This window comes from Streptomyces sp. NPDC041129, assembly GCF_055592265.1.
Window position 1 is genome coordinate 804565 of sequence record NZ_JBVIYV010000001.1, and the last position, 20397, is coordinate 824961.

Consider the following 20397-nt stretch of genomic DNA (forward strand, 5'->3'; position numbering starts at 1 on the left):
CGGTCAGGCCCCGTAGGACACGTGCACCTCCTTGAACCCGAGGGAGCGCAGCAGCCCCTGCAGCATCCCGGTGGTGTTGGACTCGGCCCGCCGGGTCAGCCCGCTGTCCTTCGCGGCGTCGCCGATGTGCCGTACGGCGAGCTTCTGCACCGCCTGTTCGCCGTTGGGATTGTCCGAGAACAGGTCTCCGAGCCGGTCGAGCAGACCGCGCTGCTTGGACACGGCGTAGGAGCGGTCCGGGTCCAGGGCCGGCCTGCCGAGCCGGGCGTGCGGCAGCCGGAGCGTGGCGGTGGTCCGGTCGCCGTCGACGGACACGTCCTCGTCCCCGACCGCGCCGAGGTCCACATAGGCGTCCACGGTGCCCGCGCCGACGTACAGGGTGCGGGTGCCGCGGATCGCGTCGGGCAGGAACTTCGCGTCCTTCTCCAGGTCCACGACCACCTGGAAGTTGCCGGAGGCGGCGTCGTAACGGCTCATGTCCTGGATGGACTTCAGGAGCGTGGGGCCGCTCCGGTCGTGCGTCTCGGTGCCGAACAGGTCCTTGATGCCCGGGAGTACGGCCAGCCGGATGCCCGCGAACAGCACCACAAGCACCAGCACGAACGCGGTCACCACCTTGGCCCAGCCGGGCATGCGCCGGGGCAGGCGTCTGGCGTAAGTCGTCATGGCGACCCTCCTTCCTGCTGACACTGATGCCCGCCGAACGCGTCGCCAGACCACGGAGTGCCGGAAGCCGGTCCCTGGGGCGCGTGCCGGCCCCGGGCCGCGGCGGGCACGCCCGGCGCACCGCTGCCAGGGGCGGGGGAGCGCCGCCAGTAGCATGACGGCGCAGCCCGTGCTGATCATGCGAGGAGCGGATCGTGCGAGACATCGCCGTCTTCAGTGGCAGTGCCCATCCCGAGCTGGCCGAGGAGGTCTGTGCCCACCTCGGGGTGCCGCTCAGCCCGACCCGGGTCAGCCGGTTCGCCAACGACTGCCTGGAGGTGCAGCTCCAGGCCAACTGCCGGGAGCGGGACGTCTTCCTGATCCAGCCGCTGGTCCGGCCGGTGCAGGAACACCTGGTGGAACTGCTCATGATGTGCGACGCCGCCCGGGGTGCCTCCGCGGCCCGGATCACCGTCGTCATGCCGCACTACTCCTACGCCCGCTCCGACAAGAAGGACGCGCCCCGCATCTCCCTCGGCGGGCGGCTGGTCGCCGACCTGCTGGTGGCCGCGGGCGCGGGCCGGGTGCTCGCCATGACCCTGCACGCGCCCCAGGTGCACGGCTTCTTCTCGGTACCGGTGGATCACCTGCACGCCCTGCGCGAACTGGCGGCGCACTTCGCGCGGTACGACCTGACGCGCACCACGGTCGTCTCCCCGGACCTCGGCAACGCCAAGGAGGCCGCCGCCTTCGCCCGGCTGATCGGCGCCCAGGTGGCGGCCGGCGCCAAGCAGCGGTTCGCCGACGACCGGGTGAGCATCAGCTCCGTCATCGGCGACGTCACCGACCGGGACGTCATCGTCCTGGACGACGAGATCGCCAAGGGCAGCACCGTGCTCGAACTCCTGGAGAGACTGCGCGAGATGGGGCCCCGCTCGATCCGCGTGGCGTGCACGCACGGGCTGTTCGCGGCCGGCGCCCTCAAGCGGCTGAGCGAGCAGCCGGACGTGCTGGAGATCGTCTGCACCAACACCGTGCCGGTCCCGGCGGACGAGCACACCGACAAATTCCGCGTCCTGTCGATCGGGCCTGCCCTTGCCGAGGCCGTGCGCCGCATCCACAACGGTGAGTCCGTCAGCGCCCTGTTCGAGGAGCCGCGCGGCGCCTGACCCGCTCACAGGGAGCCGGACGCGGCCTCGGGCTGCTCCAGGGCGGCGTCCAGCGTCGGCTGCGGCGGCAGCAGCCGGGACAGGCCGGTGACCTTCAGCACCCGGAGGGTGAGCGGATGGGTGCACACCAGGTGCAGTCGGCCGCCCCGCTCCAGCACCCGGCCGCGCGCCCGGTACAGCAGGCGCAGCCCGGAGCAGTCGAAGAAGTCGACGGCGCGCAGGTCGATCACGATCCGGGCGCCGGGCAGACCGGTCGCCCGGTCCAACGCGGGGGCGATCTCGGCCGCCGCCGCGATGTCGATCTCACCGCGGAACTCCAGCACGGTGTGCCCGCGGTCCTCACGCACGCGCAAGTGCCGGGTGCGCGGGGTCGGCTCCTGTCGCACGACGGCACCACCTCCCACCCGCGCCCGGAAAAGCATGGCCCTCGACCGTCAAGTTACCCTCGATAGAAGGAATTTGAGCATGTTCGATTGACATATGTCTTCGGGTTTCACGCGTGTCGCTCTGTGGCGTGGGTGACAAAGCGGCGGCGGCGCCGGAGCGCGGGCCCGCGGCGGCCGGGTCCGCGCTCAGCCTCCCGCCCAGGTCAGTCCACCAGCAGGACCAGCTTGCCCGTCGTCCGGCCGGTGTCGCCCAGCTCGTGCGCCTTGGCCGCGTCCGCGAGCGGGAAGGTCCCCGCGATCGTGGCGCGCAGCCGGCCCGACTCCGCCAGCTCCGCCACCGTGTTCATCCCGGACCGGTCGGCGTCCACCAGCATCCGCACCGCCCGCACCCCGAGCCGCTCGGCCTCCTCGTGGAACTCCCGCGAGCCGACCGGCAGGATCGACACCACGACGCCGCCCGGCCGCAGCACCCGCAGCGACCGCACGGAGGTGTCCCCGCCGAGGGTGTCCAGGACGACGTCGACGTCCCGCACCGCCTCGGTGAAATCGGTGGAACGGTAGTCGATCGCCTCGTCGACGCCGGTCTCCCGCAGGAAATCGTGCTTCCCCGCGCTCGCGGTGCCGATCACGTACGCGCCGCGCGCCTTGGCGATCTGCACGGCCACGTGGCCCACCCCGCCGGCGGCGGCGTGGACCAGTACCCGCTGCCCGGGCCGCACGTCGGCGTGCTCGGTCAGTGCCTGCCAGGCGGTCAGGGACACCAGCGGGAGCGCGCCCGCCTGGACGTGGTCGATCGAGGCCGGCTTGTGGGTCAGGGCGCGGGCCGGGACGGTGACGTACTCGGCGTGCGAGCCGTGGCCGAAGGGGTAGGGCAGCATGCCGAAGACCTCGTCGCCGGGCCGGAAGGCGGCCACGCCGATCCCCGTCTCCGCGACCTCCCCGGAGACGTCCCAGCCGAGGACGAACGGCGGCTCGCCCAGGAACCCGCCGGTCGCCCGGTGCTTCCAGTCGGTCGGGTTGACCCCGGCGGCCCGCACCCGGACCAGCACCTCGTTGGGCCGCGGCACGGGCCGCTCCACCCGTACCTCCTTCAGGACCTCGGGACCGCCGAGGACGTCCTGGCCGATGGCGCGCATCGTGTTCACATCGCTCATGGGTAACCAGCCTGCCGGGCGGCACCCGTCCGGGAAATGGCAGGATGGCCAACCTCCGATAGGATCGTGCCATGCGTCGCACAGCGAGCCCGGAACGGGTGGCGGTCCTGGCCCTCGACGGCGTCTACCCCTTCGAACTGGGCATTCCCAGCCGGATCCTCGGCGCCGCCGACGGCCGCTACGAGGTGCTGACCTGCAGCGTCGACGGCCAACCGGTGCGCAGCAGCGCGGACTTCACGATCAACGTGGAACACGGCCCCGAGCTGCTGGAGACGGCGGACACGGTGGTGGTCCCCTCCGTGCTCCCCGCCTGCCTCCCCGCCGAGCTGCCGGAGGCCGTCGCCGCCGCCCTCGCCCGGATCCGCCCCGACGCGCGGATCGTCTCCATATGCACCGCGGCCTTCGTGCTGGCCGAGGCCGGACTCCTCGACGGCCGCAGGGCCACCACCCACTGGCACCTCGCCGACCTTTTCCGCCGCAGGTACCCCGGGGTCGAGCTGGACCCGGACGTGCTGTTCGTCGAGGACGGCCGGGTCCTGACCTCGGCCGGGGCCGCCGCCGGCGTCGACATCTGCCTGCACCTCGTCCGCACCGATCACGGCAGCGCCCTGGCCAACTTCGTCGCCCGCTGCTGCGTCGTCCCCCCGTTCCGGGACGGCGGCCAGGCCCAGTACATCGAGCAGCCGGTCCCCGGGAACGGCTCCTCCGGCACGGCCGCCACCCGTGCCTGGGCCCTGGAGCGGCTGGCCGAGCCGCTCACCCTGGCCGAGCTCGCCCAGCACGCGCGGATGAGCCTGCGCACCTTCGCCCGCCGCTTCCACGACGAGGTCGGGGTCAGCCCCGGCCGCTGGCTCATCCAGCAGCGCCTCGTCCGTGCCCGGCACCTGCTGGAGTCCAGCGACCTGCCGGTGGACCGGATCGCGGCCGAGGTCGGCTTCGCCACCGGCGCCTCCCTGCGCCAGCACCTGCACGCCTCCATCGGGGTCTCCCCGCAGGCCTACCGGCGGACGTTCCGGAAAGTCCACTGAACGTTCCGCGCCCGCCCGCCGTCCAAGGACGGAGAACGGCAGGCGGGAACAGGGGTGGGACATGCGCGCGGGACTCGTGGCGGTGGCGGTGCTGGCGGCCGTGGCGGCGGTGGGATGCGACGACGGCACCGGTGTACGGGTGGTGGTCCGCGGCACGCCCCCGGCCACCCCGTACGACGGACCGCTCCGGGTGGCCACGCGGAGCACGGACGAGTCCGGGCCGCGCGCGCTGCGGCAGGCCTCCGGGGCGGCCGGCCGGGCGCTGGAGTGCGACGGGGAGATCTACGACGGCGGCGGCCCCGACGGCTGGAGCCGGGCCGACGGCGGTGACACGCCCGAGGAAGGGCTGAAGCTCTACTTCGACATGTTCGAACCCGAGCAGCCCGATCACGGCTACCGCGAGGAGCGCGCGGAGGCGGACCGGGTGTTGTACTCCTTCGACGTCCACGGGCGCACCAAGGTGGCCGTCGTGGTGGCCAAGGACCAGCCGGGGCGCCCGGGCTGGGGGCCGGAGACCAACGCCTCCTGCGATCCGGCCGAACTCCCCGCGCGCTACACCGAGGCCGAGGGCCTGGAGGTGTGGACGGACCGCGACGGCGGGCGTGTCCCGGTGGGCAGGCTCAGCAGTTCGGCCGGACCGGAGCACTGCGGCTGGCAGTCGGCCCGCTTCCTCGGCCTGGACGGCCGCACCTACGCCCGTGACCCCGAGGGCGTGCTCGCCCGGGACGGCCTGCTCCGGGCGCCGTACCGCGCGCACGTGCGGATGCCGGCGACGGCCCGTGACACCGGGTACCACTACCGCGGACTGCGGTTGTGGCTGACGGAAGACCGGGACACCGCCTACGTTCGCACCGCCGCCGCGGTGGAGGCCTGGCCGCAGGTGAGGAGCGGCGTCGGCTGCAAGTGAGGCCTCAACGGCTGCGGTGCAGTGCGACCAGCAACTGCCAGACCTGACCGGCCACTTCCTCCGGCGTCCCCGCCAGCAGCCCGTGCAGCCAGTCCGCGAGCACACCGGCGAACGTCGCGGCCACCGCCGAGGCGACCAGCGGGGCGTCCGGTGCACCCGCCAGTTCGCGCTCGGCCAGGCTGCGGGCCCGCAGGTCCCGGTGCAGCACCCGGCCGAGCGGCCCGCCGCCGCCCGGCGTGAGCAGGGAGCGGTACAGGGCCGCGTGCGGGGCGAGGCCCGCGAAGAACTCCCGCAGCGCCGGCGGGGCGTGGACCGGATCGGGCAGCCCCCGCCAGGCGTGCAGCGCGTCCACCGCCTGCCCCACGACGTCCGCGCAGGCGTCGACCGCCAGGGCCTCCAGCCCGTCGTAGTGCACGTAGAACGTGGCCCTGCCCACCCCGGCCCGGCGCACCAGCGCGGCCACGCCCACCTCCCCCAGCGGGCGTTCGGCGCACTCCTCGAGCAGGGCCGTACGGAGCCGGGCGCGGGTGCGGGCCGCCCGCGGGTCCTCCAGGGGTGACCGGTTCACCGGGCGGCGAGGACGGCCGCGAGGGCGACCGCGCCGGGCAGTGCCTGGGCGAACAGGATGCGGCGGTTGGCCGTGACGGCCCCGAACAGGCCCGCCACCACCACGCACGACAGGAAGAAGACCCGCGCCCCGAACCCCGTCGGACCGGCCGCGGCCAGCCCCCACACCAGGCCCGCCGCCAGGAAGCCGTTGTACAGGCCCTGGTTGGCGGCGAGCGGAGCGGTGGCCCGGGCCAGGTCCGGACCGAATCCGTGCAGGTTCCGCCCGGGCCGCCGCTGCCACAGGAACATCTCCAGCACCAGGATGTACACGTGCAGCGCCGCCACCAGGCCGACCAGCACCTTCGCCACGAGCTCCATGACCGATGGACCCCTCTACTTATTGGACAGGTGTCCATAATACTCGGACGCTTGTCCAGGAAGTCAGTCGGGGGCGATGGCACCCCCGCGCAGCTCCCGCGCCCGCAGCGCGAGCTGCATCTCGAAGCGCGCCTCCGGGTCGTGCAGCAACTCGCCGAACAGCTCGTCGAGCTGACGCATCCGGTACCGGACCATCTGCGGGTGCACCGCGAGACGCGCGGCCACCTCGGCGACGCCCCGGCCGGACCGCAGCAGGGCCAGCAGCGTCTCCGCCAGCCGCTCCCGCTGCGGTCGGCGCACCTGACCCAGCGGGCGCAGCCGGTGCTCGGCCATCGCGTCCAGCAGCGTGTCGTCGCGCATAAGCAGCAGCGTGGGCAGGTGGTCCTGGCAGCGCACCACACCACCGGCCGGGTCCGTGCCGGCCGGCACGCCGCGCCGTACCAGGCCGAGGGCCTCCGTCGCCCAGCGCAGCGATCTCGCCCCTTCGTGCGGCGCCACCGTCGGCCCCATCGCGGCGGGCAGCCCCTGCAGCGCCCCGGCCACCGCGCGCGCCCGGCCCGGCCCCTCCGGATCGGGCACCACCAGCAGTGCGGGCTGCAGGTCGAACCGGGTGAGGAACTCCGGCGGCGCGATCGGAGCCGCACCGGGGCCCGGGTCCACCGCCACCACCGCCATCGCCCGCGGCACCGTCCAGCGCGCGGCGTGCGCCAGATCGGCGATCGCCCCCGCCGGGGCCGGCGGATCGGCGGTCAGCAGGTCCACCAACCGGGCCCGGCGCTGCTGGAGTTCACCGGCCGCGTGCAGCCGGGCCTCGGTGTAGGCCGCGGTCGCGGCGGCCGCCATCTCGTCCAGGTGCAGGAACAGCGCCTCACCGAAGGCGCCCAGCACATCACGGGGGAGCAGCCCCTCGTCCACCAGCGCGTTGACCCGGCGCCAGGTCACCCGGGCGCCGAGCCGCAGCGCCGACTGGAACGAGTCGAGGCTGCGGCCCTCCTCGGCCTCCCCGCGGCCGATGCGCTCGTACGTCTCCTTGACCGGCTGCCAGTCGGTGTCCGGTTCCGCCATCCGCTCCAGCAGCCCGCGCAGCGCGTGGTCCACGCCCCGGTGCACACCCTGCATGTACGTGTCGTCCATCGGGCGCGCGTACTCGGCTATCTGGGTCCCGATGGCGCGGACCACCTCCTCGGTGATCTCGGCTGCGTACGGTCTGAGGCGGTCGGGAAGTCCAGGGGGCAACGCCTTGAACGGGCCGCCCGTGTCGACGCCCACCGCCACGGCTCTCTTCGGCACGGCGGTGACGATACCCGTGAGTAACCGGCACCGGCTCATCACCGGGGAACAGTTGTGGGGATCACTTCTGCGCGCCGATGACAACCGCATCCCGGACGGCGGCCCGGACACGCCTTGATCGCTTCCGTGCGCGGACGGAAGGGGGACGGTCACACTTGACGGCGTTCGCACGTCGTACGAGCGAGAACCGATGCCGAGGAGGCACGACCATGACCCCGCCGCCCGCCCGCACCGCCGAACAGCGCAAGAAGGACACCCTCCACCGGCTGGAGCACGACGTGGACGCCTGGGTGGCCACCGCGGGCGCGGACGGCGGCGCCCCCTACCTCGTCCCGCTGTCCTTCGTCTGGGACGGTGCCACCCTGCTGATCGCCACCCCGGCCGAGAGCCCCACCGGGCGCAACCTCGCGGCCACCGGGCGGGCCCGGCTGGGCATCGGGCCGACCCGCGACGTCGTCATCGTCGAGGGCACCGTGCGGGCCGTGGCCCCCGAGGACCTGCCGGAGGAGGACGCCGAGGTCTTCGCCGGGAAGACCGGCTTCGACCCGCGCCGACTCGCCACCCGCTACCTCTACTTCAACGTGCTCCCGCGGCGCGTCCAGGCCTGGCGGGAGGAGAACGAGCTGGCGGGGCGGGAGCTGATGCGTGACGGAGCGTGGCTGGTCGCCGACTGAATCGGCGGGACGGGGATATCAGCAGGGAGACAGTGAAGGACGGAACCGACCGGGAGGAAACATGCCCCTCGTGAACGCGGGCGTCGTGGTGCTGGACTGCGCCGAACCGGAGAAACTCGCCGAGTTCTACCGGCAGTTGCTCGACGGCGAACAGACGGACGCCTCCGCCAACCTGGTGCAGATCCGGGGCGGCGACGGCCTCCGGCTCGCGTTCCGCCGGGACGCCAACGCGACCCCGCCGAGCTGGCCGCGCCCGGAGAACTCGCTGCAGGCCCATCTGGAGTTCCTGGTGGCCGACCTGGACGAGGCGGAGCGCCGGGTGGTGGGGCTGGGCGGCCGGCCGATCGAGGCGGGGGACCCGGCGGGGACGTACGAGGAACGCGGCTTCGCCGACCCCGCCGGACACTCCTTCACCGTGCGCCTGGTGCCGTCGCCGGCACCGAAGCAGGGGTGAGCGGCAGCTCTCAGTCCCGGCCGCCCTTCTCCTTGGCCGGCCACACGCCCGTGGTCCGCTCGATGGCCTTGGCCCCCGTGCGGTCCACGGCGCTGCGCACCACCGCGAAGATGGCGCCCTGGACCGCGGCCGCGAGCAGGATCTCGCCCCAGCCGCGGTCCGGGTCCAGCGCGTCGGGCGCGTCCTCCTCGTGCCGGAACGCCATCCACGCCTTGCGGAAGGCCATTCCCGCGAGTGTTCCGCCCGCCCAGCTCAGCACGAACCCCACCGGCTGGTAGACGAGAGGGAGCTTCTTCTTCTTTGTCTTCGCCATGGAGGACTCCTTCCTCGTCATTCCGTCCTCATGCGGGGCGTCCGCGCGCCGCCACTCGTTCACCCGGGGCCGGCGGACCCGGCGGTGTCCCGTCCCCGAACGGCCGTCCCCCGAGCTCTTGGCGGTGATGCGGGGTCAGCCAGCCGCCCAGGTCCGGGCCGAGCGGCACGATCCCGGTGGGGTTGATGCCGGTGTGCACCTGGTAGTAGTGCCGCTTGATGTGGTCGAAGTCGACCGTGTCGCCGAAGCCGGGCGTCTGGAACAGGTCCCGGGCGTACGCCCACAGCACCGGATTCTCCGCCAGCTTCCAGCGGTTGCACTTGAAGTGGCCGTGGTAGACCGCGTCGAACCGGACCAGCGTGGTGAACAGCCGGATGTCCGCCTCGGTGATCGTGTCCCCCACGAGATAGCGCTGCCCGGCGAGCCGTTCGGCGAGCAGTTCCAGCCGCCGGAACACCGCCGTGCACGCCTCCTCGTACTCCGTCTGGTGGGTGGCGAACCCGGCGCGGTACACCCCGTTGTTGACGTCCGTGTAGACCTCTGCCATCACCGCGTCGATCTCGTCGCGCCGGCCGGTCGGGTACAGGTCAGGCGCGCCCTCGCGGTGCAGTTCCCTCCACTCGGTGGCCAGGTCGAGGGTGAGTCGCTGGAAGTCGTTGGTGACGAGCCTGCCGCTGGGCACGTCCACGACCGCGGGGACGCTCACCCCGCCCGGGTATCCGGTCTCCCGTCTGTCGTAGGCCTCGCTGAGGAAACGGATGCCGAGCACCGGGTCACGGCCGCCGGGGTCCAGGGTGAACCGCCAGCTCCGGTCGTCCTGGACGGGGTCCGCGACCGCCATGGACAGGGCGTCCTCCAGACCCAGCAGCCGGCGCGAGACGACGGCCCGGCTCGCCCACGGACAGGCGCGGGAGACCACCAGCCGGTAACGCCCGGCCTTGACCGGCCAGCCGTCCGCGCCGTCGGCGGTGATCCGGTCACCGAAGTGGCTTCTGGACCGGCTGAACGTCTTGTGTCCGTAGGCGCTGTTGCGGTCGCCGCCCATCTCTCCTCCTCGCCGTGCGCGAGCGTGTGTTCCCGCCACCACGCGTTCCCCTTTTTCGCCCCTCGGCACGGTGTGATCCGGTGGAGCGGGGGCAGTCGGCACCAGGTGAGTGGGACATCCTCTGATCAGCAGACGGCCGCACGGACGGCCGAGGACTCGAACGACGCGAACGACACCCGGCGCACGGGCGAATCGGGCGGCGACCATCACACCAAGGTCACCGTGCTGGTCGCGCTGGCCGCGAACCTGGTGATCGCCGTGGCCAAGGCCGTCGGCGGGGTGCTGGCGGGCTCGCCCGCGCTGCTGTCGGAGGCCGCGCACTCCGTCGCCGACAGCCTCAACGAGGTCTTCCTGCTGGCCGCGTTGCGGCGCAGCAGCCGTCCCGCCGACCGGCGGCACCCCTTCGGCTACGGAAAGGAGCGGTTCTTCTGGTCCCTCCTCGCGGCGGTCGGGATCTTCGTGATGGGCGGCTGTTTCTCCTTCTGGCAGGGACTCGAGGCGCTGCGCAGCGGCACCGAGGAGAAGTTCAGCGGCTATGTGGCAGGCCTGATCGTGCTGGGTGTGGCGCTCCTCGCCGAGGGCGCCTCGCTGCTGCGGGCCCTGCACCAGGTGCGGCGGCAGGGCGGCGGCCGCGACGCGCTGCGCGACCCGGCGCTGCGCACGGTGGTCGCCGAGGACGGCACGGCGGTCCTCGGTGTGACCCTCGCCCTCATCGGCATGGCCCTGCACATGGTGACCGGCCAGGTCGTCTGGGAGGCCTCCGCCTCGATCGCCATCGGAGCGCTGCTGGTGTACGTCGCCTACCGGCTGGGCCGTGACGCCCGGGACCAGCTCATCGGCGAGGCCGCCGACCCGGAGCTGAGCGGCCGGATCCGCTCGCTGCTCGAGGCCCAGCCGGAGATCGACAGCGTGGAGTCGCTGCTCACGATGAAGCTGGGCCTCGACTCCACCCTGGTGGCCGCCCGCATCGACCTGGTGCCGGGCCTGGACAGCGAGCGGGTGGAGGAGGTGTCCGTGCGCATCAAGCGGTCGATCGCCAGCACGGTTCCGGCCGCCGACCACATCTACCTCGACGTGACCGACCGGCCGGCGCAGGAGGCACGAAAGGGCCCCGCCGCGACGGGGGAGCGCGGCGGGGCCTGACGCACGGGTGCCCGACACCGAACGGGTTCACGCCCGTGGGCGCGGGATTTTTCTCGAAGGCGCCGCTGCCGGGCCGGAACCTGCTCCCGGCAGCGGGCGCCCCCGTCAGTTCCCGTCGAGCGGCTCCAGGACGAATACCGGGATCTCCCGGGACGTCTTGCGCTGGTAGTCGGCGTACGGCGGGAACGCGGCCACCGCCCGCTCCCACCATTCGGCCTTCTCCGCGCCGGTGATCTCCCTGGCGCGCATGTCCCGCTTGTCCGCCCCGTCCTGCAGCTCGACGTGCGGGTCGGACTTCACGTTGAAGTACCAGACCGGATGCCTGGGCGCCCCGCCCAGCGAGGCGACCGCCGCGTACCGGCCGTCGTGCTCGACCCGCATCAGCGGCGTCTTGCGGATCTTGCCGCTCCGCGCGCCCCGGGTGGTCAGCACGATGACCGGGAGCCCCGTGTCCCGCAGCGTCGTGCCCTTGGTGCCCCCGGAGCTCTCGTACAGCTCGACCTGCTCGCGCACCCACTGCGTCGGGCTGGGTTCGTACTCGCCCTCAAGTGGCATGGGATCCGTCTCCTTCGTCCGGTCCGGCGGATGGTGCTCCGGGCGGCCACAACACGCGCGGCCGCCCGGATCATCCGTACCGCGTGCCCCGTCACCCGCGCGGGTGAACCCAGGCCCCGGCTAGGTGGTCATCCGCACCGCCAGCACCAGGATCACCGCGCTGGAGAACAGTGCGGTCATCAGCCGCCCCCGGTGACCGGTCAGTGAGCGGCCCAGCAGCGCGCCCCCGCCCGCCAGCAGCAACTGCCAGCTCGCGGACGCGGCAAAGGCCGCCGCCACGAACGCCACCCGCTCCAGCGGCCGTCCGTCCTGCGCGGTGCCGCTGCCGAGCACCAGCGCCGCGAAGTAGATGACCGTCATGGGATTGAGCAGGGTGATCCCGAGAAGGCCGAGATACGCCCGTGCCGCGCCGGGAACCGGCCGCTCGGGACGGGTGGCGAGCCGCTGGGCGCGGTACTGCCGCAGGGCGAGCAGCGCGGCCCGCACCGCGAGCACCGCGAGGACCAGGGCCGAGGCCCAGCGCAGCGGGTTCAGCACCGGCCGCAGCTCCGCCGCGAGGGCGGCGCCGCCCAGCGTGGCGAGCAGCGCGTACAGGCCGTCGGCCGTGGCGACGCCGAGCGCCGCGGAGGCGCCGGTGCGCAGCGAGGTGCGGGCGGTGAGGGAGACCAGATAGGTCCCGACCGCGCCCACGGGTACGGCGATGCCGTACCCCGCGAGCAGGCCCGCGAGCAGCGCCCCCGTCATGGGCGCGCGGGGCCGGGCCTTCCGGGACGGCCGGGCTGCTGTCGGCCCGGCACCGTGAGGACGGTGGCAGCGGGCGTCGGCAGGAGGGAGTCTGTAAGAAGCATGGGCCGATCCTGGGGCCGCCGCGCCCGCACCGGCAAACGAATTTCGGCGCGTTCCATTCCCTGGTCAGCAGGGTCTTCGGCCACATCACGACGTACGCCGATCTGGCCGAACTTGCCGTCGTCCCATAGGTGCCTCGGGCATCTAATGAAGATCGGCACGACGCACCTCTTCGTCTGCGAGGTCTTTCCATGACGGAACTGACGGACATCACCGGCCCGGGGACCCCGGCCGACCCCGTCGCCTTCCCCCAGGACCGCACCTGCCCCTACCACCCGCCCACCGGATACGACCCGCTGCGCGACGGGCGAAGCCTGTCCCGCGTCACCCTCTTCGACGGCCGTGAGGTCTGGATGGTCACCGGCCACGCCACCGCCCGCGCGCTGCTCGCCGACCCCCGCCTGTCCACCGACCGCACCCGCCCCGGCTTCCCCGTGCCCACCGCCCGCTTCGCGGCCGTCCGCGACCGCCGGGTGGCGCTGCTCGGCGTCGACGACCCCGTCCACCAGGCCCAGCGGCGGATGATGATCCCGTCGTTCACCCTCAAGCGCGCGGCCGGGCTGCGCCCCACCATCCAGCGGACCGTCGACGGGCTGCTGGACGCGATGATCGAGAAGGGCCCGCCGGCCGAGCTGGTCTCCGCCTTCGCCCTGCCCGTGCCCTCCATGGTCATCTGCGGTCTGCTCGGCGTGCCGTACGCCGACCACGAGTTCTTCGAGGAGCAGTCCCGCACGCTGCTGCGCGGCCCCACGGCCGCCGACTCGCAAGGGGCGCGCGAGCGGCTCGAGGAGTACCTCGGCGGACTGATCGACGACAAGGAGCGGCAGGCCGAACCCGGCGACGGCGTCCTGGACGACCTCGTCCACCAGCGGCTGCGCACCGGCGAGCTGGACCGGCGGGACGTGGTGGCGCTCGCGGTCATCCTGCTGGTGGCCGGCCACGAGACGACCGCCAACATGATCTCCCTGGGCACCTACACGCTGCTGCGGCACCCCGGCCGGCTTGCCGAGCTGCGCGCCGACCCGGCGCTGCTGCCCGCGGCCGTCGAGGAGCTGATGCGGATGCTCTCGATCGCGGACGGCCTACTCCGCCTGGCCCTGGAGGACATCGAGGTCGCCGGTACCACGATCAGGGCCGGCGAGGGCGTCCTCTTCGCCACCTCGGTGATCAACCGCGACGAGTCCGTGTTCGCCGACCCCGACACCCTGGACTTCCACCGCTCCACCCGCCATCACGTGGCCTTCGGCTTCGGCATCCACCAGTGCCTGGGGCAGAACCTGGCCCGCGCCGAACTGGAGATCGCCCTCGGCGCCCTCCTGGAGCGGCTCCCCGGCCTCCGGCTGGCCGCGCCCGCCGAGGAGATCCCGTTCAAACCCGGCGACACGATCCAGGGGATGCTGGAACTCCCCGTGACCTGGTAAGAGGCTCTGGTCATGCACATCGACATCGACACGGACCGCTGTATCGGCGCCGGCCAGTGCGCGCTGGCCGCGCCGGGCGTGTTCACCCAGGACGACGACGGCTACAGCACCCTGCTCCCGGGCCGTGAGGACGGCGGGGGCGATCCGATGGTCCGGGAGGCGGCCCGCGCCTGCCCGGTGAGCGCGATCAGCGTGACCGAGCCGGCCGGCTGAGGGGCCCGGGCGGCCCGGGGCCACGGCCGGAGCCGCCCTTCCCGGTTCAGTAGGGTCGTGCGATGACCTCACAGGCCGGCAAGCCCTTCCTCTACGTCATCGTCTGCGCGGCCGGGATCGCGGCCGGAGTCCCCCGGCTGATCGGTGCCGCCCGGGACCGGGACTGGGAGGTCGGGGTCATAGCCACCCCGGTCGCGATGGGCGGGTTCTTCGACACCGCGGCCGTCGAAGAGCTGACGGGCCGCCCGATCCGGTCGGCCTGGCGCTCCCCGGCCGACCCGCGCCCGTTCCCGCCGCCGGACGCCGTGGTGGTGGCGCCCGCCACCTTCAACACCCTCAACAAGTGGGCGGCCGGGCTCGCCGACACGCTCGCCGTCGGCACGCTCTGCGAGGCGGCGGGTCTCGGCGTGCCGATCGCCGTCCTGCCCTGTGTGGCGGACGCGCTGGCCGCCCACCCCGCGTACCGGGAGAGCCTGGTCCGGCTGCGCGGGATGGGCGTCCGCTTCGGCGAGCCGTACGCCGGCCCGCCCGGGGAGGACGGCGGGCGGCCGGGATTCGCCTGGGAGAGCGCCCTGGACCTGCTGGAGCGGCCCCACGGCCGCTAGGGCCTTACACGCAGGTCAGCGTCGGCCCGGCGAGCATGCCGCCGGTGTACAGGGACTGGCCCTGCGGCACCCAGTAGCCCAGCTTGGAGACCACCGTGGAGCACTCGGGTCCGACGGTGACGCGGACCTTCACCGTCTCCGGGTGGCCGGGCTGCAGCGCGGTCAGCGCGCAGTCCAGGGAGTGCCGCAGCCGGGTGTTCGAGGGGTACCGGCCGACCAGCGGGTTGACGCAGCGGGCGTCCTCCGTGGCGATCCGCACACCGGTGGCGGCCTCGCCGATCAGCCCGAGCCGGGCGCTGCCGTCGCCCTCGTCGCCGTCCCGGCGGACCGTGTAGGTCAGCGTGGTGGTCGCGTTGCGCCGCAGGGTGGTCCGGTCGACGGTGACGGCGTGCGTGGGCTTCGCCTTGGGCGCGGTCACGGTGAGCGTGGCCTCGACGGTGCCCCGCAGGTCGACACCGGCGGGCGCCGACCGCACGCGCACGTCGGCGGTGATGTCGTACGTGCCGGGGCCCGGGTACTCCTGTGCGCCAGGCAGCGTCCCGGTGGCCAGCGTCCGGCCGGCGCGGTGCGCCGTCCAGGTGCCTTCGGTCCGGCAGGTGTAGCGCACCCGGACACCGGCGCGCCGGCAGCTCGCCGGGGCCAGGACCGTGAGCTGCGGGGTGCCGCTGCCCGCGCAGATGCTGACGACGGCCAGCTGGCCATGGGCGCCGCGCAGGGTGCCGGCGGGCGCGCACAGGGTGGACGGCTCCTCGCCCGCCCGGGACGGCGCGGCGGTGGGCTGTCCCCAGGCGGGGGTGACGAGGGCGAGGGGCAGCAGCGCCGCCCCCGCCAGGCATCTCAGGATGGTGGGACGTGTCGGCACCTGGTGTCCTCCGGGCGGCCGGGACCGGCCGACTGCCGGTCGTCTGGGGCCGAGGATGAGCCGACAGTACGACTGTCGGACCGCGCCACGCCGGTTTGGTCACCGGCAGGCGGCACGGCACGAGGGCCGGTCGGCCCCCTCAGCGCGCCTTGCGTACGTACCCCGGCGCGTCCGGTGTGGAGACGTCCAGGTCGCGGCGGACGATGCTCAGCCGGCCGCCCCAGCGCGCGAGGGCCTTGCGCAGGCCCCGGTCGGTGTACTCGATATCCACCACCAGGTCGTCGAACGCCTTGGCGTACACCTCGCACTCGTCGTACTGCCCGCACTCCTCGGTGACCGCGAAGTCCAGCCCCGCCGCCCCGCGCCGGGCGGCCAGCTCGGCGGTGTTCTTCTGTCCGACCGCCAGTTCCCGGGCGTGCGCGTGCCCGGTGAGCAGGCGCAGATACGCGATCGCGTCGGCGGCGGTGAGCAGATGCTTCGAGCGGGTGTAGCTGTCGTAGTTGTCGGGCTCCACGGCGTCGAAACCCTTCTTCGCGCAGCCGTCGATCCACCGGTTCACCCGCGCCGCCACCCGGCTCCGCTTGGCGGGGGTGCCGATGTCCAGCAGCGGTTCGTCCCAGTCCTCGTCGATGACGAGCCCGCCGTGGCCGTCGCGCAGCAGGAGGTCGGAGGGCCAGTCGGCACGTTCCCGGGGCTGGGCCTGGAAGGCGTTGACGTAACAGATGTTGTACAGGCCGGGGGCGGGGGAGTCGGACCGGTCGCGGCTGACGACGCGGACACCGTGGGCCGGGGGATAGGCGCCGCCGATCTGGTAGTCGAAGCCGGCGTGCCGCGGCGGCAGTCGGTACGTCAGGGGCCCCGAGTCGATCGTGGGTCGGGAACCGCAGCCGGCCGGCGCGGTCGCGGCGAGGGCCACGGCGAGCAGGACGGCGCCGGCCCTCGTCCTCCGGCCTCCCGCCCGGGAGGCCCCTATCGTCAGCACGTCCGCTCCGTCGCATCGCGGTCACGGCCCCGCTCCGGACCGGCGCGGCACGTCCGGAAATGCAACCGTCCGCCCGCGGCCGTGGTCAAGTCGGCGCCGGGAGCCCGACGTACGCTCCTGAGTGACCATCGCCCCTGACGGCAGGAGCAGCAACGATGCAGTACGTGAAGCTCGGTTCGACGGGCCTGGACGTGTCGCGGATCTGTCTGGGCTGCATGACCTACGGCCTGCCCGACCGCGGTACGCACGAGTGGACGCTCGACGAGGATGCGTCCCGCCCGCTCATCCGGCAGGCGCTGGAGGCGGGCATCAACTTCTTCGACACCGCCAACGTCTACTCCGACGGCACCAGCGAGGAGATCGTAGGAAGGGCGCTGCGCGACTTCGCCGACCGCGACGAGATCGTGCTGGCCACCAAGGTGCACGGCCGGACCCGGCCGGGCCCCAACGGCGCCGGCCTGTCCCGCAAGGCCGTCCTGACCGAGATCGACCACAGCCTGCGCCGTCTCGGCACCGACTACGTCGACCTCTACCAGATCCACCGCTACGACCACACCACCCCCGTCGAGGAGACGATGGAGGCGCTGCACGACGTGGTCAAGGCGGGCAAGGCCCGCTACATCGGGGCGAGTTCGATGTACGCCTGGGAGTTCGCCAAGGCCCAGTACACGGCCGACCTCGGTGGCTGGACCCGGTTCGTGTCCATGCAGAACCACTACAACCTGCTCTACCGCGAGGAGGAGCGGGAGATGCTCCCGCTCTGCGCCGACCAGGGCGTGAGCACGCTGCCGTGGAGCCCGCTCGCCCGCGGCCGGCTCACCCGCGACTGGGGCACGGTCACCGAGCGCAGCGCGGGCGACGCCTTCGGCAGCCGCCTGTACCTGGAGGGCGACCGCTCGATCGTCGAGGCGGTGACCCGGATCGCCGAGGACCGGGGTGTGCCGCGTGCCCAGGTGGCACTGGCCTGGCTGCTGCACCGGGACACGGTGGCCGCGCCGGTCGTCGGCGCCGCCCGGCCGGGGCACATCGAGGACGCGGTGGCGTCCGTCGAACTGGAGCTGAGCGAGAAGGAGATGGAGGAACTCCAGCAGCCCTACACGCCGCGCGCGATCAGCGGCCACTGACGGCCGGGCGTCGGTCCGCGCGGGGCGCGCCCGTGCCGCGCGGCCCGGCGCCGAGTTGCCGCTCCGGGATGCCCGGCGAGCGGGTGTGAACGGCGGTAATGCGGCGCAAAGGCTTTCTTGACAAATTGTCAAAAGGGCAACCGCCGGAATTCCTTGTCGGGAACTGTGGGATCTCTTGTTCCCTAGTGCCTTGCTGTGTAAAAGTGTCGCTGTCGGCGCGCAGACAATTACATTTTCCGCTGCATGCGCCAGGTCGCTCCGCACGCCCCCCACGCTTCAAAAGAGCTGCCACGGCGGACGTTCGGGATGTGAATCCTGCCCATACCCCTTGGTATGGACTAATTACCGTGTCGCGCTTGGAGGAATGCAGCGGTGAATGACGCAGGCAGGTCGGATTCCGCGCCGACCGGCCGCCGGTTCGAAGTCCCGGACGAGCGGCTGAGCGCCGAACTGAGGAAGTGGACGGGAACGTCACCCGCGCTGCATCCGGTCGGCGAACTCCTTGACCGGCACTGGGAAGCGGCCTTCGCCTACGCCCGGCTGTGCACCGACGGGCCCCGGGCCGCAGGCATGCTCACCACCGCCGCCTTCACCCGGCTGTTCGGCGAGTCCATCAGGCAGTCGGGCCCGTCCGCCGCCTGGCGGCCCCATCTGCTGGTCACCGTTCGCCGGATAGCCGCCGAGTGGGACGGTGACGGCCGTCAGGAACTGCTGCACGCCGCCCTGCGCACGAACCCCGCCACCGGCGAGCGGGCCTCCGCCCGGCTGCTCCCGCCGCCCGGCCGGCGGCTGCTGTCCCGCGCCTTCCAGCGGCTGCCCCAGTCCGCCCGCGCCGTGCTGTGGCACATCGAGGTCGAGGCCGAACCCCTCGCCGTACCGGCATCGTTGCTGGGCCAGGACGAGGAGGAGACCCGCGTCGAACTCGGCCGCGCCCGCGACCGGCTGCGTGAGGAATGCCTCCAGGCGCACCGCGAACTCGCCCCCGAGACCGAGTGCCGGCGGTACCTGCGCATGCTGGACGTCACCTTCCGGCGCGGCGGCGCCGACCTCGATCCCGATCTGCAAGGGCACCTGGCCGGCTGCCGGCACTGCCGGCAGACCGCCGACCAACTCGCCCAGTTCAACGCGGGACTCGGCCTCGCCCTCGCCGAGGCCGTGCTCGGCTGGGGCGCCCGCGCCTACCTGGAGGCCCGCGCCACCCTTCCCGACGCGACCGCCGCCCCCGGGCCCGGACCGGCCCCCACGCCGCCCGGCCCCTCCCGCCGCTCCGCGCACCGGGCCGCCCGCCGCGCCCGCCGCCGCGACCTCGCCCTCGCCGTCGCCGCGGTCAGCGGCCTGGTCGTGCTGCCGCTCGTCCTGTGGTCGGTGCTGAGCTCGGGTGACGACCCGGCCCCCGCCCCCGGCGCCACCCCCTCCCGGGCACCGGGCAAGGACTCCGCCGGCGCCGGCCCGTCCTGGGCCGGCTCGAGCGGGACCACTCAGGGGGCACTGCGCGGCCGGCTGCACAACCTCGCCTCCGGCCTCTGCGTGGACGTCGTCGGCGACAAGGCCGTCAAGGGTGCCGAGACCGAACTCACCACCTGCTCCTCGGCCCCCGCCCAGCAGTGGCAGTACGAGACCGACGGGCTGCTGCGCAACGCCTCCGCGCCGGACCTCTGCCTGGACTCCCACCTCGGCTACTCGGTCCGGCTCGCCCCCTGCTCGGCCCCCGCGAAGGCCGCCAAGGACATCCGCTACGACTTCACCCTCCAGGGCGCCCTCGTGCCCCGCTCGGACCAGGAGCTGGCGCTCGCCCCGGCCGCCACCGACGGATCCGGCGCCCTCGTGCTCAAGACCCGCACCGCGACCTCCGCCCAGCGCTGGAGCGTCGACACCGCGAGCCCCGACCTGGAGATGCAGATCGTCAACTGGGACATCGACAGCACCCCCGTGCCGTCCCCGTCGGCCAAGGTCACCCCCAGGGCCGCGAAGTCCCCGTCCCCGTCGACCACCCCGACGGCAACCGTGTCCACCGCCCCGCCGCCGGATTCACCCAGCCCCGACTTCTGCTCCGTCCACCCGTCCTACTGCTCCTGGGGCGGCGGCGGATACGGCGGAGGCGGCGGCCACCACCACCACTGAGCCGCCGCCCGCTCAGTGGTGGTGATGCGGCGGCGGGGGCGGGATCGTCGCCAGACCGGGGGCCGGTTCCGGCCAGACCAGCAGCACCGGGCAGGGCGCGTGGTCGACGGCGAACCGGACGGCCGGACCCAGACTGCGCGGCCCGAGCCGCGACCGGTCGCCGTCCCGCGCCAGCACCAGCAGATCGGCACCCTCCGCGGCGGCCACCACCTCCCGCTCGACCCGCCCGGAGCGCTCCGCGCGGGAGCACGGCCGCCCCAGCCGCTGTGCCGCAGCGTCCAGGATCCCGGTGGCCGAAGTGGCCTCCAGCGCCTCCAGCCGCCCGCCCGGGTCCCGTTCGGGATGGCCCCGGCCCAGAAGCCCCGCGAACGCGCCGTGCGCCACCCCGGCCACGTCCGGGCCGGACACATGCAGCAGCACCACCTCGGCGTCCGGCGGGGCGTGGGTGTGCACGGCGTCCACGCAGGCGGGCCAGGTGCCCTCGACGAGCCAGGCGATCACACGCATCCGGCCGGCCTCCCTCGGCTCACGGA

At 73.4% G+C, this 20397-nt stretch carries 24 protein-coding genes; 11 read left to right on the plus strand and 13 right to left on the minus strand.

What is annotated here, in order from left to right; translation table 11 throughout:
- Nucleotides 1-3: 3 nt before the first annotated feature.
- Entirely contained in the window at nt 4-666 is a 663-nt protein-coding gene (locus tag ACZ6B1_RS03545) for a DUF4230 domain-containing protein (RefSeq protein WP_468774575.1), read from the minus strand.
- 194 nt (nt 667-860) lie between these two features.
- Between ACZ6B1_RS03545 and ACZ6B1_RS03550 the strand changes: the two genes are divergently transcribed.
- Nucleotides 861-1814, plus strand: a complete 954-nt coding sequence (locus tag ACZ6B1_RS03550) for a ribose-phosphate diphosphokinase (protein WP_468774576.1) — start codon at nt 861-863, stop codon at nt 1812-1814.
- Nucleotides 1815-1819: 5 nt separating this feature from the next.
- Here the strand turns inward: ACZ6B1_RS03550 and ACZ6B1_RS03555 are convergent, their stop codons facing one another.
- Nucleotides 1820-2236: an anti-sigma factor antagonist gene (locus ACZ6B1_RS03555; RefSeq protein ID WP_468774578.1), complete on the minus strand. Its 417-nt coding sequence runs from the start codon at nt 2234-2236 to the stop codon at nt 1820-1822.
- A gap of 167 nt (nt 2237-2403) precedes the next feature.
- Nucleotides 2404-3354 (minus strand): NADP-dependent oxidoreductase, encoded by a 951-nt coding sequence (locus ACZ6B1_RS03560; RefSeq protein ID WP_468774580.1) that lies wholly within the window; start codon nt 3352-3354, stop codon nt 2404-2406.
- Nucleotides 3355-3425: 71 nt separating this feature from the next.
- Here ACZ6B1_RS03560 and ACZ6B1_RS03565 point away from each other — a divergent pair, with 71 nt between their 5' ends.
- Together ACZ6B1_RS03565 and ACZ6B1_RS03570 are read left to right on the plus strand one after the other, a co-directional pair.
- Entirely contained in the window at nt 3426-4382 is a 957-nt protein-coding gene (locus ACZ6B1_RS03565; protein ID WP_468774582.1) for a GlxA family transcriptional regulator, read from the plus strand.
- Nucleotides 4383-4443: 61 nt separating this feature from the next.
- Nucleotides 4444-5289: a hypothetical protein gene (locus ACZ6B1_RS03570; RefSeq protein ID WP_468774584.1), complete on the plus strand. Its 846-nt coding sequence runs from the start codon at nt 4444-4446 to the stop codon at nt 5287-5289.
- 4 nt (nt 5290-5293) lie between these two features.
- On the opposite strand, the gene ACZ6B1_RS03575 is transcribed toward ACZ6B1_RS03570, so the two are convergent.
- The 3 genes from ACZ6B1_RS03575 to ACZ6B1_RS03585 form a co-directional block, all read right to left on the minus strand.
- Nucleotides 5294-5857, minus strand: a complete 564-nt coding sequence (locus ACZ6B1_RS03575) for a TetR/AcrR family transcriptional regulator (RefSeq protein WP_468774586.1) — start codon at nt 5855-5857, stop codon at nt 5294-5296.
- Nucleotides 5854-6216, minus strand: coding sequence for a DUF1304 domain-containing protein (locus tag ACZ6B1_RS03580; protein WP_468774587.1), 363 nt, complete (start codon nt 6214-6216; stop codon nt 5854-5856). Before ACZ6B1_RS03580 ends, ACZ6B1_RS03575 begins: the two co-directional genes overlap by 4 nt.
- 63 nt (nt 6217-6279) lie before the next feature.
- A complete protein-coding gene (locus tag ACZ6B1_RS03585; RefSeq protein ID WP_468774589.1) occupies nt 6280-7506 on the minus strand; it encodes a PucR family transcriptional regulator in 1227 nt (408 codons plus the stop codon).
- A 209-nt stretch (nt 7507-7715) separates the two neighbouring features.
- Here ACZ6B1_RS03585 and ACZ6B1_RS03590 point away from each other — a divergent pair, with 209 nt between their 5' ends.
- Together ACZ6B1_RS03590 and ACZ6B1_RS03595 are read left to right on the plus strand one after the other, a co-directional pair.
- Nucleotides 7716-8180 (plus strand): pyridoxamine 5'-phosphate oxidase family protein, encoded by a 465-nt coding sequence (locus tag ACZ6B1_RS03590; RefSeq protein WP_390059228.1) that lies wholly within the window; start codon nt 7716-7718, stop codon nt 8178-8180.
- Between the two features lie 61 nt (nt 8181-8241).
- The gene (locus tag ACZ6B1_RS03595) at nt 8242-8634 is read left to right on the plus strand and encodes a VOC family protein (protein WP_468774591.1); all 393 of its coding nucleotides are present in this window, start codon (nt 8242-8244) and stop codon (nt 8632-8634) included.
- Nucleotides 8635-8644: 10 nt separating this feature from the next.
- Here ACZ6B1_RS03595 and ACZ6B1_RS03600 read toward each other — a convergent pair whose 3' ends face one another.
- A complete protein-coding gene (locus tag ACZ6B1_RS03600) occupies nt 8645-8947 on the minus strand; it encodes a DUF4235 domain-containing protein (RefSeq protein ID WP_358933217.1) in 303 nt (100 codons plus the stop codon).
- 28 nt (nt 8948-8975) lie between these two features.
- Nucleotides 8976-9992, minus strand: a complete 1017-nt coding sequence (locus ACZ6B1_RS03605) for a glutathione S-transferase family protein (RefSeq protein WP_468774593.1) — start codon at nt 9990-9992, stop codon at nt 8976-8978.
- A gap of 222 nt (nt 9993-10214) precedes the next feature.
- Here ACZ6B1_RS03605 and ACZ6B1_RS03610 point away from each other — a divergent pair, with 222 nt between their 5' ends.
- Nucleotides 10215-11135 (plus strand): cation diffusion facilitator family transporter, encoded by a 921-nt coding sequence (locus tag ACZ6B1_RS03610; protein ID WP_468776009.1) that lies wholly within the window; start codon nt 10215-10217, stop codon nt 11133-11135.
- Nucleotides 11136-11240: 105 nt separating this feature from the next.
- On the opposite strand, the gene ACZ6B1_RS03615 is transcribed toward ACZ6B1_RS03610, so the two are convergent.
- Nucleotides 11241-11690, minus strand: coding sequence for a nitroreductase family deazaflavin-dependent oxidoreductase (locus ACZ6B1_RS03615; protein ID WP_468774595.1), 450 nt, complete (start codon nt 11688-11690; stop codon nt 11241-11243).
- 120 nt (nt 11691-11810) lie between these two features.
- Entirely contained in the window at nt 11811-12434 is a 624-nt protein-coding gene (locus tag ACZ6B1_RS03620; RefSeq protein ID WP_468774597.1) for a LysE family transporter, read from the minus strand.
- A gap of 293 nt (nt 12435-12727) precedes the next feature.
- Between ACZ6B1_RS03620 and ACZ6B1_RS03625 the strand changes: the two genes are divergently transcribed.
- The 3 genes from ACZ6B1_RS03625 (at nt 12728) to ACZ6B1_RS03635 (ending at nt 14775) form a co-directional block, all read left to right on the plus strand.
- Nucleotides 12728-13957, plus strand: a complete 1230-nt coding sequence (locus tag ACZ6B1_RS03625; protein ID WP_468774599.1) for a cytochrome P450 — start codon at nt 12728-12730, stop codon at nt 13955-13957.
- Between the two features lie 12 nt (nt 13958-13969).
- On the plus strand, nt 13970-14170 hold the full coding sequence (locus tag ACZ6B1_RS03630) for a ferredoxin (protein WP_468774600.1): 201 nt from the start codon (nt 13970-13972) through the stop codon (nt 14168-14170).
- Nucleotides 14171-14232: 62 nt separating this feature from the next.
- A complete protein-coding gene (locus ACZ6B1_RS03635) occupies nt 14233-14775 on the plus strand; it encodes a flavoprotein (RefSeq protein WP_468774602.1) in 543 nt (180 codons plus the stop codon).
- Nucleotides 14776-14779: 4 nt separating this feature from the next.
- Here ACZ6B1_RS03635 and ACZ6B1_RS03640 read toward each other — a convergent pair whose 3' ends face one another.
- Together ACZ6B1_RS03640 and ACZ6B1_RS03645 are read right to left on the minus strand one after the other, a co-directional pair.
- Nucleotides 14780-15637: a hypothetical protein gene (locus ACZ6B1_RS03640; protein ID WP_468774604.1), complete on the minus strand. Its 858-nt coding sequence runs from the start codon at nt 15635-15637 to the stop codon at nt 14780-14782.
- 139 nt (nt 15638-15776) lie between these two features.
- Nucleotides 15777-16619 carry an endo alpha-1,4 polygalactosaminidase gene (locus tag ACZ6B1_RS03645; protein WP_468774606.1) on the minus strand — a complete coding sequence of 281 codons (843 nt, stop codon included), beginning with the start codon at nt 16617-16619 and terminating at the stop codon, nt 15777-15779.
- Between the two features lie 155 nt (nt 16620-16774).
- Here ACZ6B1_RS03645 and ACZ6B1_RS03650 point away from each other — a divergent pair, with 155 nt between their 5' ends.
- Together ACZ6B1_RS03650 and ACZ6B1_RS03655 are read left to right on the plus strand one after the other, a co-directional pair.
- Complete coding sequence (locus ACZ6B1_RS03650) at nt 16775-17743, plus strand: aldo/keto reductase (protein WP_468774608.1); 969 nt, start codon at nt 16775-16777, stop codon at nt 17741-17743.
- Between the two features lie 372 nt (nt 17744-18115).
- On the plus strand, nt 18116-19864 hold the full coding sequence (locus tag ACZ6B1_RS03655; protein ID WP_468774609.1) for a ricin-type beta-trefoil lectin domain protein: 1749 nt from the start codon (nt 18116-18118) through the stop codon (nt 19862-19864).
- Nucleotides 19865-19876: 12 nt separating this feature from the next.
- Here the strand turns inward: ACZ6B1_RS03655 and ACZ6B1_RS03660 are convergent, their stop codons facing one another.
- Nucleotides 19877-20371 (minus strand): universal stress protein, encoded by a 495-nt coding sequence (locus tag ACZ6B1_RS03660; protein WP_468774611.1) that lies wholly within the window; start codon nt 20369-20371, stop codon nt 19877-19879.
- Nucleotides 20372-20397 lie beyond the last annotated feature (26 nt).